The sequence below is a fragment of the Psychrobacter sp. genome (assembly GCF_049295055.1).
GTDB lineage: Bacteria > Pseudomonadota > Gammaproteobacteria > Pseudomonadales > Moraxellaceae > Psychrobacter.
In genome coordinates this window covers 119,268-132,630 of record NZ_JBAQQF010000067.1, presented here as the reverse complement: position 1 = coordinate 132,630, position 13,363 = coordinate 119,268, and the positions used below count along the sequence as shown (strand labels likewise).

10 protein-coding genes are annotated in these 13,363 nt (G+C 40.9%); 8 read left to right on the top strand and 2 right to left on the bottom strand.

Annotated elements, in window-relative coordinates:
* Positions 1-3 precede the first annotated feature (3 nt).
* Genes gmd through WAZ74_RS10140 form a run of 7 tightly spaced genes read left to right on the top strand, consistent with a single transcriptional unit; the run spans position 4 to position 6,525 of the window.
* On the top strand, positions 4-1,122 hold the full coding sequence (gmd, locus tag WAZ74_RS10170; protein ID WP_422308185.1) for a GDP-mannose 4,6-dehydratase: 1,119 nt from the start codon (positions 4-6) through the stop codon (positions 1,120-1,122).
* Positions 1,123-1,140: 18 nt separating this feature from the next.
* Entirely contained in the window at positions 1,141-2,112 is a 972-nt protein-coding gene (locus tag WAZ74_RS10165) for a GDP-L-fucose synthase family protein (protein ID WP_422308184.1), read from the top strand.
* A 7-nt stretch (positions 2,113-2,119) separates the two neighbouring features.
* On the top strand, positions 2,120-3,028 hold the full coding sequence (locus tag WAZ74_RS10160) for a glycosyltransferase family 2 protein (RefSeq protein WP_422308183.1): 909 nt from the start codon (positions 2,120-2,122) through the stop codon (positions 3,026-3,028).
* Between the two features lie 11 nt (positions 3,029-3,039).
* Complete coding sequence (locus WAZ74_RS10155; RefSeq protein WP_422308182.1) at positions 3,040-3,861, top strand: glycosyltransferase family 32 protein; 822 nt, start codon at positions 3,040-3,042, stop codon at positions 3,859-3,861.
* A gap of 9 nt (positions 3,862-3,870) precedes the next feature.
* Positions 3,871-4,722 (top strand): hypothetical protein, encoded by an 852-nt coding sequence (locus WAZ74_RS10150; protein WP_422308181.1) that lies wholly within the window; start codon positions 3,871-3,873, stop codon positions 4,720-4,722.
* Between the two features lie 14 nt (positions 4,723-4,736).
* Positions 4,737-5,789 (top strand): glycosyltransferase family 4 protein, encoded by a 1,053-nt coding sequence (locus WAZ74_RS10145; RefSeq protein WP_422308180.1) that lies wholly within the window; start codon positions 4,737-4,739, stop codon positions 5,787-5,789.
* Entirely contained in the window at positions 5,782-6,525 is a 744-nt protein-coding gene (locus WAZ74_RS10140; RefSeq protein ID WP_422308179.1) for a glycosyltransferase family 2 protein, read from the top strand. Before WAZ74_RS10145 ends, WAZ74_RS10140 begins: the two co-directional genes overlap by 8 nt.
* 60 nt (positions 6,526-6,585) lie before the next feature.
* On the opposite strand, the gene fdxA is transcribed toward WAZ74_RS10140, so the two are convergent.
* On the bottom strand, positions 6,586-6,909 hold the full coding sequence (gene fdxA / locus WAZ74_RS10135; protein ID WP_201621748.1) for a ferredoxin FdxA: 324 nt from the start codon (positions 6,907-6,909) through the stop codon (positions 6,586-6,588).
* A 92-nt stretch (positions 6,910-7,001) separates the two neighbouring features.
* The gene (gene mutS, locus WAZ74_RS10130; RefSeq protein WP_422308178.1) at positions 7,002-10,112 is read right to left on the bottom strand and encodes a DNA mismatch repair protein MutS; all 3,111 of its coding nucleotides are present in this window, start codon (positions 10,110-10,112) and stop codon (positions 7,002-7,004) included.
* A gap of 401 nt (positions 10,113-10,513) precedes the next feature.
* On the opposite strand from mutS, the gene secA reads away from it, so the two are divergent.
* On the top strand, positions 10,514-13,312 hold the full coding sequence (gene secA / locus WAZ74_RS10125; protein ID WP_422308177.1) for a preprotein translocase subunit SecA: 2,799 nt from the start codon (positions 10,514-10,516) through the stop codon (positions 13,310-13,312).
* Positions 13,313-13,363: the final 51 nt, after the last annotated feature.

The following is a 13,363-nucleotide window of genomic DNA, read 5'->3' as shown; positions in this document are numbered from 1 at the left end:
ATTATGAAAAAAGCACTTATCACTGGGGTGACTGGTCAAGACGGCTCTTATCTGGCTGAATTTTTATTAGAAAAAGGCTACCAAGTCCACGGCATTAAGCGCCGTGCGTCATCGTTCAATACCCAACGTATTGATCATATCTATCAAGATCCGCATGTCGTACATCAAAACTTTATTCTCCATTATGGCGATCTAACCGACTCGTCTAACTTGACCCGTATTATTCAAGAAGTCCAACCCGACGAAGTATACAACTTAGGCGCTCAGTCGCATGTTGCCGTTAGCTTTGAGTCACCAGAGTATACCGCTGATGTTGATGCTATGGGTACGCTTAGACTGTTAGAAGCTATAAGACTGTTAGGTCTTGAGAAGAAGACCCGATTTTATCAAGCCTCTACTTCCGAGCTGTATGGTTTGGTGCAAGAATCACCTCAATCTGAAACCACACCATTTTATCCTCGTTCACCTTATGCAGTAGCCAAGCTGTATGCTTATTGGATGACGGTTAATTATCGCGAGGCCTACGGCATGTATGCCTGTAATGGTATATTATTCAATCATGAGTCACCGCGACGGGGTGAGACCTTCGTAACGCGTAAGATTACTAGAGGCCTTGCTAACATATCTCAAGGTTTAGAGAGCTGTCTTTACCTAGGTAATATGGATGCGCTGCGTGATTGGGGTCATGCAAAAGATTACGTGAAGATGCAATGGCTAATGCTACAACAAGATCAGCCAGAAGATTATGTGATTGCAACAGGCAAGCAATATAGCGTTCGCGAGTTTGTTATATGGTCAGCGCAAGCTCTCGGTATCTCGTTAAGTTTTGAGGGAGATGGCGTAGAGGAAAAAGGTATCGTCGATAGTGTCTCAGGTGATTTAGCCCCTGCTATCAAAAAGGGCGATGTCATCGTACAAGTTGACCCGCGTTATTTCAGGCCTACCGAAGTTGAGACCTTACTGGGAGATGCGAGTAAAGCCAAGAATCAGCTGGGTTGGGAGCCGGAGATTACTGCGCAAGAGATGTGTCACGAAATGATAGCGCACGATTTAAGTATTGCTAAGCGCCATGCACTATTGAAAATTCATGGCTATGAGCTACCACTTTCTTTTGAAGAATAGATTTGGATAATATAATAAATGGCTATGCTGCTTAGTGACAAAATTTATATTGCCGGACACCAAGGTATGGTGGGCAGCGCGATTGTGCGTTTGTTAAAGACTCAAGGCTATAATAATCTAATCTTACGCACGCGCGATGAGTTAGATTTAACCTGTCAATCGCAAGTACAGCAATTCTTTGAGAGCGTGCAACCTGATTATGTATTTTTAGCGGCTGCTAAAGTAGGGGGTATTCAAGCTAATAATGACTATCCAGCCAATTTCATTTACCAAAACTTAATGATTCAGAATAACGTGATTCATGAGGCCTATCTAAATAAAGTTAATCGGTTGTTATTCTTAGGGTCGAGTTGTATCTATCCAAAAAACGTATCGCAACCGATGGCCGAAGCAGCATTGTTATCAGGGCAGTTAGAGCCTACCAATGAGCCTTATGCTATCGCAAAGATAGCCGGTATCAAAATGTGTGAAAGCTATAATAGGCAATACGACACTGATTTTAGAAGCGTGATGCCGACTAATTTATATGGGCAAGGTGATAGTTTCCATCTAAGTAATAGCCATGTATTGCCTGCGTTATTGCGACGGTTTCATGAAGCCAAGGTAAATGACAATCCAGAAGTTATCGTGTGGGGTAGTGGAACACCAAAGCGTGAGTTTTTACATGTTGACGATATGGCCTCTGCTTGTCTTCACGTTATGAATTTAGAGAAGAAAATATTAGATCAAGCTATAAGTCCTATGTGTTCACATATAAATGTCGGTTATGGTTCAGATCTCAGTATCAAGGAGCTTGCCTTACTTATTGCAAAAGTAGTGGACTATGCAGGGGAAATAACATTCGATAGCTCCAAGCCTGACGGTACAGCACGCAAATGGATAAACAGCAGCATATTAGCTAATCTTGGTTGGACGCCGCGTATAGCATTGCAGACAGGTATTGAGCGTACTTATGAATGGTTTTGTCAATCTGATGAGCTAAGAGAGTGATATCTATATGCAAAGTATAAATGAGCAAAGACAGCAAGGTGGCCAACAGCGAGATTGGGATAAAGTACGTACCCAAACGGATATGCCCATTATTACCATTATCACGTCTACTTATAATGTAGCACGAGATCTACACTGGACAATAAATTCTATCAATAATCAAACTTATCCAAATGTGCAATGGATCGTTGCTGATGGTGCGTCTGATGATGGAACGGTTGAATTACTTAAACAGCATAGCGACGTTATTGATTATTGGTTTAGTGAGCCTGATACGGGTATCTACGATGCATGGAATAAGGCGCTTCAGCATGTCAAAGGCGATTGGGTGCAGTTCATCGGTGCTGGTGACGAGCTATATGAGACTAATACCTTGGAAAAAGTCGCTTCTTATTTGAAAGATGCTTATCCAAAATATGAGCTAGTCTATGGGCAAGTGATGCATATTAGTGAAAAGGGTAGAAAGGAACTATATGTTTCGGGTGAGTCTTGGGAGCGTTATCAAGGGAAGTGGGAAGGTAATCGACCTAGACTACCACCACATCCCGCTATCTTTCACAATAAGAATATGTTCATTAAACAGCAATTTGATACAGGGTTCAAAATTGTATCAGATAGTCATTTTCTATTACAGAATTTAGATAAGAGTTTTCTCTATGTACCTTTTATCATTAATTTAATGCCGTTAGGAGGTATATCGGCAACGATCAGTGGAATAATCGCAAGTTATGAAGAGTTGAACGATGCTGTTAAAAAACTTAGTATCAAGATACCTTTATCCATAAAAGTAAAAGGTTATATGCGCTATCAAGTATCTAAACAAGGCGTAAAACTCTTATCAGAAGAAAGATATGTTAGGTTGCTAGACTTTGTAAAAGGCTTAAGAGGCAAGCCTAAAGCCTTTACAGAAAATTAAGGGTTAAACTGATGATACCTAAAAAGATCCATTATTGCTGGTTAAGTGGCGATCCACTGCCAGAGAAAATTCAACAATGTATGCAAACTTGGCAAAGTATTATGCCTGAATATGAGCTAGTACTGTGGGATACTAATAAATTTGACATTACTTCCATACCTTTTGTACATGAAGCCTATCAGCAAAGAAAATGGGCATTTGCAGCGGATTATATAAGATTGTATGCCTTATATACAGAAGGTGGTATTTATTTAGATACTGATGTCATTGTTAAACAGAAATTCGATGAATTGCTAGATTGTGGTTTTTTTACCTCTATAGAGCAGAATAGCAACAGTCGTTTTGACGAAGAAACTTTAGCAATAGCAAAAGTAGCTGGTTTAGATCTATCACATAATAGAGGTATCACTATTCAAGCTGCAGTATTAGGTGCAATCGCTGGGCATCCTTGCATAAAGACCTGTATGGAATGGTATGAAGACAAACATTTTATTAATCAGGATGGTAGTCATTTCGATAAGATTGTAGCTCCAGATATATATGCTTATGTTTTAAAGCAGTTTGGCTTTGAATATGAGGATAGCAAACAAAATTTGCCTCATGACACTGTTATATATCCTAGCTACACTTTTCCTAATGGTAGCTTAGTCAATGAACATCTACATCCCAAAACTTATGCCATACATTGCTTTTTTGGAGAATGGCGTGCCAACTCATTGAGCCAAAAAGTCATAAAAAAGGTAGGAAATAATAAATTATTAAGACGTATTTTTAGAAAACCCATCTACAAAAGTATAGATGAGATTATCCACGAAAAGCTCATAGAACATTAAGGATAATCTATGCCATTCACCACAAATATAACGGTTGGCGTGACCACTTTCAATAGACTTCATTACCTACGGAAAATGTCAAAATCTCTATATGCCTCTGTAGATTGTAAAAAACTACATATAAGAATATATGACGATAACAGTAACGAAATTAACCAACATGACCTATGGAAAATACTGCCCTTTGCTACTGAGATTGTTGTTAGAGGAAGCAATCTTAAAGCAGACATGAATATGTATAAGATGTATAAAGATTTTCTGGAAACAGACGATGAGATCTTTATAAATGCTGATTCAGATTTAATCTTTCGTCCTGACTGGTTGGCGATGGTTGAAAAATACTTGCCGCAGACAGATGGCGTGTTATCTATTTATAATTCTAATAAACATGAATTCATTCAATCCCCAGTCGATGGATTAGGGTTCAAGAGTAGTTTAGGGGCTGCAGGTGTCGTAATGAATAGAGAAGTTGTTTCTATGATAATTGATAGTATCCCAAAAGAAAAAGTTAAAGGTTTTGATTGGCAATGGTCTGCTATTCTTCAAAATAAAGGAATAAAATTAGCATGTTTAGAGCAGAGTTATATTCAGCATATAGGTATCCAAGGACAGAATAACAAAGGCATGCTACATGAGTTTGATTATGGACTGAACTTTCTACCTATTAGCGAAATCAATCAACGAGTGATGATGGAGTTCATTGATGAAATGATAGTAGAAAATGGGAAGGTGTTCGATAAACTATCAGAAAATGAGCAATCTTTTATTGATTTTATTTCGGGTAACAAACAAGTAGATTATAAGGTTGGGCAGGCAGTACTTAGCATACCGAGAAAGCTAAAGAAAATATTCTCACTTTAGTGAGTGGGTACTTAATGAATATTGTATTTATTATAAATAGTTTGGAGGATAGAGGCGGAACAGAAAGAGTAGCTACTATACTAGCTAATGCTCTTAGCGATAAATATGACGTCTCTATAGTATCGCGTAAATCGAAGGACAATATTCCCAATGCATTTAAATTAAACGATGCTGTAAATGATATTAAATTTACTGGCAATAATTTTAGTTTCATCAAACAATGTAAAAGCTATGTTGCTCAGAGCAAACCAGATATTGTTATTATCCATACCATGAGTAAGCTGACGCCAGTCCTGCTATTAGGAAGTATTAAAGCTGACAACATTTGGAGCCTAGAACACATCTCCTTTGCTTTCCATAATGACCTCTTTAAATATTTAAAGCATAATTTTTATAAAAAGCTAGACAAAGTCATCACTTTAACTCATGAAGACGCTAAAAATTATACTTTCATCGCTGATAAGGTATCGGTGATTGCCAATAGTAATCCTTTGCCAATTCGACAGTCGGTCGATAGTTTAGATTCAAAAATTATCGTTAGTATTGGTAGACTCACTTCTCAAAAAGGCTATGATCTACTTATTAAAGCATGGACTTTAGTCGAAAAGAAACATCCCGACTGGTCACTACATATCTACGGTGAAGGCGAAGATAAAGAAAAGTTAGAACGATTAATAACTCGTTTTAATATGCAAAGTATTACTTTACAAGGGATTACGAATGACGTGCGAAGCGTCTATGATGGTGCTTCAATATACGTCATGAGTTCAAGGTTTGAAGGTTTTGGTATGGTGTTGATAGAAGCTCAGAGTAGAGGCTTACCAATAGTAAGCTTTGACTGTCCATCAGGACCAGCTGAGATTATCAGTGAGGGTATTGACGGCTACTTAGTAGAAAATGGAAATGTTGAAATGCTTGCTGAAAGAATAGGCTATTTGATAGATAATGAGTCTATTAGACAAGTGTTTTCAGCTAATGCACTGATATCTGCTAAACGCTTTGAGCCTGAGCAGATTATTAATCAATGGATAACCTTAATTGACGATGAATGTAAAAGAAATGAATAATACCGATTTAAAAGTTTCAATAATCATGCCAGTGTATAGAGCCAGTAGGACTATAGAACAAGCGGTCGCAAGCGTCGTTGCTCAGTCTTATAAAAACTGGGAGTTGATCATAATTAACGACTGCTGTCCTGATGATAGCTGTATATTGATAGAAAATCAGCTTACCAGTAACTCTCAAATGATACGAATTGATAACGTGACTAATCAAGGAGTCGTCCTCTCTAGAAATACAGGTATAGCTCAATCAAAAGGGCATGTTATTGCATTTTTAGATTCGGATGATTATTGGCATAGTGATAAGCTTAAACGACAAATGGCTAAGATTGAAGAGGGCTATAATTTGGTGTGCTCAAACTATCTTAGGATAAAGGAAAATAGTGCACCTGTAGAAGTTACGCATAAAAAAGAATTTAACTTTTTCGATATGCTAAAGTCCAATCATATAGGTAATTTAACAGGTATATACCGCTGTGATCGGATAGGTAAAATTTATCAAAAGGAAGTAGGTCACGAAGATTATCTGATGTGGTTAGAGATAGTCAAACTAGCTGGCATCGGATATTGCGTTCAAGAGCCACTTGCTTATTACCGCGTATCAAATAAGTCTTTATCTTCTAATAAGTTTCGAGCAGCCAGTTGGCAATGGTATATATATAGAAAAGAATTAGATTTTAGTCCGATGACAAGCCTATGGTTTTTTTCAAGTTATGTTTATGGAGCATTAAAAAAGCGATAATAAAAAGATTTTATTATCGCTTTTTTAATTCTGGAATTTATTATCGTTAGTCTATGCTGATTACTTCTCTAAATACTGAATCTTTCCTTCCACACCATCCCACTTCTCGGCTTCTGGCAGTCCTGGCGTCATCTCAGTAATGTTTGGCCACTTTTGTGCCAGCTCAGCGTTTAGCTCAGTGAACATCTCTTGCCCTTTGGGTACTTCATCTTCTGAGAAGATCGCATTGGCGGGACATTCAGGCTCGCATAGCGCGCAGTCGATGCACTCATCAGGATCGATGACGAGGAAGTTTGGGCCTTCATAAAAGCAGTCCACAGGACAGACTTCCACACAGTCGGTGTATTTGCAAAGAATGCAGTTATCTGTAACGACAAAGGTCATAGTGATGTCTACCTGTTATTGGGTTGGGGCAAAATAGAATAGTTGGAAATAAGAGATATTTTAGCGCTTTTACCACTATTTGACAATTCCCTTTAATGACTAATGATTTTCTTAAGATGATACAGCAGGTCATGTGCTTGCTTCGGCGTCAGGCTATCAGGATCGATAGCGTTAAGCTCATCTTGCAAGCTAAATAGCTGATTTTGCTGTGGATTATCGTTATTATTTTTAGTTTGGCTATGGTTGCTGCCGTTCACTTTTTCTGTCTCATCATTATAAGCCTGCTGGCGTTTGTCCTTTACTGACTTAACTAATTCATTTTTGTCATCAATTTTATCGATAACAACTTTTTCGTTTTCCGCTTTTAGGTCGTCTATTTTTAAGTTGTCTACTAAATAACGCTTGGCATCATTCAATACCTGAGTAGGAATGCCAGCCATCTTAGCGACATGTAGCCCAAAGCTAGAGCTTGCTGCGCCATCTTTGATTTGATGCAGTAGTAACAACTGACCGTCGACTTCGCTAGCGGCTACATGAACATTGCGAATAAGTTTGTCGTTACCTTCATTATTTTGCGCCAATTGTGTCAGCTCAAAATAATGGGTGGCAAATAAGGTCAGGCAGCCAATCTCTACCAGTCGATTGACACACGCATGGGCGATTGCTAGCCCATCCGTAGTAGCGGTGCCGCGTCCGACTTCATCCATGAGCACCAGCGACTTACTCGTTGCTTGGTTGAGAATATTGGCGGTTTCAATCATCTCAACCATAAAGGTTGATTTACCGCCAGCCAAATCATCAGCCGAGCCAATACGAGTAAAAATGCGATCGATATCACCGATGTGCGCCTGATCTGCTGGGACAAAGCTACCGCAATGGGCGAGTAGGACAATCAGAGCAGTTTGGCGCATATAGGTTGATTTGCCGCCCATATTAGGACCAGTAATCATTAATAAACGTTCAGGACTTGTATCGCTACCGAGCGCGCAATCATTGGCGACAAAATAGTTGCTATGCTTGGTAGTCGTATTGCTATGGGTATGCACAGGATTTAGTGCAGCTTCGACGACCACATGACGACCTTGGCTGATATCAATGCTGGTTTGATTGCCAGTATTCGAGCTATCTTTATTATCTGAATTATTAGTCATGACTGGTCGCTGCCAGTGATAAGTCGTAGCAAGCTGTGCCCAATTACTGAGCACATCTATTTGGGCGATAGCAGCACTAAGTTGTTGCAGTTCTGCTAAATGGCTACTGAGTGTAGTTAGCAGCTCTTGGTACAATTGCTTTTCACGAGTTAATGCTAAGCTCTGCGCACTTAGGTATTCAGTTTCGACTGTTTTTAACTCATCAGTGATAAAGCGCTCGCTGCTTTTGAGCGTCTGACGCCTAATAAAATGCGCTGGTGCATTTTTCGCCTGCATTTTTGGCAATTCAAAATAGAAGCCACTCACTCTATTAAAGCCAACTTTTAAGCTGGGTAATTGGCTCTCTTGACGGGCACGCTCTACCATCTCATCTAATGTCACTTGGATATTGTCATGTAGATGAGTGAGTCGATCAAACTCTTCATCATAGCCAGCTGCTAACATGCCACCGTCACGGATATGTGCAGGTGGCTCTGCGACAATGGCGCGCTCAATCAGCTCGGCGACGGATTGTACCGCAGGTAGCTGAGCTGGCAATTGCTGCATCAGCATTGGCAACAAACCTGCTTGCTCGTGCTTAATACCAGCATTGGTCAGTAAAGAGGTTAATTGATTACTACTGGCAATACCATCAGCAAGTTTACGCAAATCGCGTGGCTTTGCGCTCATCAGCCCGATACGGCTACTGATGCGCTCAATATCACCGATGGCATTGAGTGTCTCACGTAAGCTGGTGACTAATGAGCTATTTTCTAGATTTTGATTAATGTTTTGATTTTCGCCAAATTTATTATCTGTCTGCAAAAGACTGTTTACAGCATCTAAGCGCAAATTGATACGTGCATGCTGACGCAGTGGACGCTTCATTTGCTGTACTAGTAAACGCCTTCCCATTGGCGTTTGACAATGATTCAGCACAGACATCAATGATGTGCCATTGCTACTAACAGGGGAAAATAGCTCAAGGTTTTGCTGACTATTGGCATCGATAATCAAGTAATCGTCGCTGCACTCTACGATCAGCTGGTTAACTTGTGGCACATGACGTTGCTGAGTTTGCCGCGCATAATGTATCAGCGCGGCACAGCTAGATTGACTTAATGGGGCATCGCTAACACCTAAGCCATCAAGGCGTTGAACAGCAAACTGCTGGCAAAGTGTCGCGCTGGCATGTTCACGATGAAAGTCATTGGCAGCGACTTCTATAATAGGGCAATCAAGATTTTGCCGTAACCACAGCATCCAATCGTCGTGAAGACTTTCACTAAGTGCTTCGCTAACGATACATTCACTGGGGGCGAAGCGCGCTAATACTGTCAGCATCTGAGCTTGTAAAGCTTCAATATCATTGTGGCTGTTATTATAGCTGGCGCTGAGCGTTTGCGTCGTCAAAGTTCCAGCGGCTAAATCCATCTGACTGATGGCTGCTTGCAAGGATTGCTTACTGTTCGCTTTAGGTATTAAGATATCAATAGCGACAACAGTAGGCGTATGATTGGGTGCAATTAAGGCGTCGTCTGTAATCGTCCCTGCGGTCAGCGTTTTTACCACTTCACGGCGCATAATAGTGCCAGCGGCAGATTTGCTTTTATCTTTCTTTTGCTTATCGCCCATTGTAGGCGCATTGGACTTATTACCTGCATTGCCAGTGCTATTACCATTAAAGGTTTCGTCAATTTGCTCACAGACAACCACCGTTTGCCCAGCGGCAATCAAGCGTGCCATATAGCTATCGGCAGCGTGAAAAGGGACGCCTGCCATCGCAATAGTGTTACCAGCTTTATCCGTACCGCGGCGGGTTAAGGTGATGTCCAATAGTTGCGCAGCGCGCTTAGCATCATCAAAAAATAGCTCATAAAAATCACCCATCCGGTATAGCAGTAGCGCTTGTGGATAGTTGGCTTTCATGGTTAGATATTGCACCATCATCGGCGTATGATCAGCCAAATTATAAATGGCATCGCCTATGACCAATAAGTCAAAGTCAGCTGGCAAAGATTTTGAAGTGGATTTTAAAATGTCATTGGTTTGAGCAGAAGGTTTGACTGGCATGCAGGATCTCTTAGATTGTCTTTTTCGTTTAGTAAATAAGTGTGCTTAAATAAGTTTGGCTAGATAGAAGGCTTTATATATAGAGGCTAGTGGCAATAGGTTTGCAATAAAAGAGAAGTACCTAAAAAACGCACTGCTAACAAACAGAAGAATCAAAAAATCTTAGGTAAATAAACGCTATTTTAACACGTCCTATCGCGTTTTAACGTCGGCAAATATCTACTAACCGCCCTTGTATCCATCGGCGTCATAACCATATATAATGACGTCACACTTAATTGGGCGATACTTCATTAGGCGATACTTCATTGTGTACCACTTAGCCGGATGATGACAAGGCGGCGAGTAAAGCGTTGACTAATACGCACTAATTATCGAATATTTCCATAGGTCAAAAAATTATGTTATCAAAGATTATAGGCAGTGTCGTTGGCACCAAAAATGAGCGTGAACTTAAACGCATGCGTAAAGTGGTCAGCAAAATCAACGCACAAGAGGCTGGAATACAAGCCCTGTCTGATGAGCAATTACAACAAAAAACTGAAGAATTTAAAGCACGGCACCAAAATGGTGAAAGCTTAGATGCGCTATTGCCAGAAGCTTTTGCGGTCTGCCGTGAAGCGTCACTACGCGTTACGGGTATGCGTCACTATGATGTGCAGCTGATCGGTGGTATTACTTTGCACGAAGGTAAAATCGCTGAGATGAAAACCGGTGAGGGTAAAACCTTGATGGGCACCTTGGCGATGTATCTCAATGCTATTAGTGGCAAAGGCGTCCATCTAGTGACGGTCAACGATTATTTGGCCGCACGTGACGCTGAATTAAACCGTCCGTTATTTGGCTTTTTGGGTATGACGGTTGGGGTGATTTATTCACAGCAGCCACCGCAAGAAAAAATTGATGCCTATCAAGCGGATATCACTTACGGTACCAATAACGAATACGGTTTTGACTATCTACGCGATAACATGGTCTTTAGTTTAAATGAGAAAAAGCAGCGTCCGCTGAACTTCTGTATTATCGATGAAATTGACTCTATCTTAATTGATGAGGCACGTACGCCGCTGATTATCTCCGGTCAAGCCGAAGATTCATCACGTATGTATGCGCTGATTAACACCATTATCCCAGTGCTGATACGTTCAAAAGACGAAGAAGCCAATAAAAATAATGAAGAAGAAGATTTCTGGATTGACGAAAAGAACCGTCAGATTGAGATTAGTGAAAAAGGCTATGAAAAGATTGAACGCTTCTTAATCGAAGTCGGCGAGCTGGGTGAAAACGAAAGCTTATATAGCCCAATCCGTTTACCACTTCTCGCGCATGTACAAGCCGCTATTCGTGCTCACCATGTTTTTGTCAAAAACGTTCACTATATTGTCGATGATGGCGAAGTGGTTATCGTTGATGAAAATACTGGCCGTACTATGCCCGGTCGTCGCTGGTCAGAAGGTTTGCATCAAGCAGTAGAAGCCAAAGAAAACGCTGAGATTCAAGCCGAAAACCAAACGCTTGCAACCACGACATTCCAGAACTTTTTCCGTCTTTATGACAAACTATCCGGTATGACTGGTACTGCTGATACTGAAGCGGCAGAATTTAAATCAACCTATGACTTAGATGTCATTGTGATTCCAACGCATGAGCCCATTGCTCGTATCGATATGGATGATCAGATTTTCTTAACTAAGCTAGGCAAATATAAAGGTATTATCCGCGAGATTAAAGAGATTCAGGCAAAGGGTGCGCCAGTATTGGTTGGTACAGCGACGATTGAAGCCAGTGAAGAGTTGTCTTATTTGCTGGATCAAGAAGGCGTCAAGCATAATGTCCTTAACGCTAAACAACATGAGCGTGAAGCAGAAATCATCGCACAGGCGGGTAGCCCAAAATCAGTCACTATTGCGACTAACATGGCAGGTCGTGGTACAGATATTATCCTTGGCGGTAACTGGCAGTCGTTTATTGAAGATCCAGAATCTGTCAGCCCAGAAGAAATGGCGCGTCTAAAAGCGCAATGGCAGGTGCAACATGACCAAGTCGTTGCAGCTGGTGGTTTACATATTGTTGGTTCTGAACGTCATGAATCACGCCGTATTGATAACCAGTTACGTGGTCGTGCGGGTCGTCAGGGTGATCCTGGTATGTCGCGTTTCTTTCTATCGCTTGAAGATGATTTGATGCGTATCTTCGCAGGCGACCGCGTGGTCAATATGATGCGTGCGATGGGTCTAAAAGAAGATGAAGCCATTGAGCATAAAATGGTATCCAAATCGATTGAAAACGCCCAAGGTAAAGTTGAGAGTCGCGATTTTGATGCGCGTAAAAATCTACTGAAATATGACGACGTGGCCAATGAGCAGCGTAAAGTTATTTATGGTCAGCGTGATGATTTACTGGCAGATATGGATTTGCTCGAAGCCATTAAAGTCATGCATTATGAAGTCTATAACGCCATGATTAGCCAGTTTATTCCGCCAGGATCTATTGATGATCAATGGAATGTCGACGGTTTAGAGGATGAGCTTGAAGACGAATTCAAGATTGCGATGCCGATTAATGATTGGCTCGATGAAGACCGCCGCTTGGATGAAGAAGCGCTACGTGCAAAAGTCATCCAAACTGCCTTAGATCGCTATCATAGTCGTCGTGAGCAAATGGGTGAAAAAGATGCTGCCCAGCTTGAGCGTCACTTTATGCTGCAAAGTCTAGATAAGCACTGGAAAGAGCATTTAACGCAGATGGATCAGCTGCGTAAAGGTATTCATCTACGTGGTTATGCACAGAAAAACCCTGAACAAGAGTATAAGCGTGAGTCGTTTGAGCTATTCCAAATGATGCTTGGTGCAATTAAATCTGAGACGGTACAAGATTTATCACGCGTGCATATTCCAACTAAAGAAGAGCTAGAAGCACTGGAAGTCCAGCAGCGTGAGAATGCAGCACAGATGCAAATGCAGTTTGAGCACAGTGATATCGATAATATGGATAGTGGCGTAGATGGCGCTAAGGATAGAGCGGTAGCGCAAAATCTTAATTTTGCTGGTGCAGCAGTTGCAGGTATGAGCGGTGCTATGGTCGGCAGCGGCAACAATGCCAATGAGCCAAACCCATATGCTGGTATGAATATCAGCCGTAATGCTGCTTGTCCATGTGGCTCAGCACTTAAGTATAAACAATGTCATGGTAAAATCTAAATATTGATAACCAAACATTATTAACTAAGCATAAGTAAATTATGATAAAAA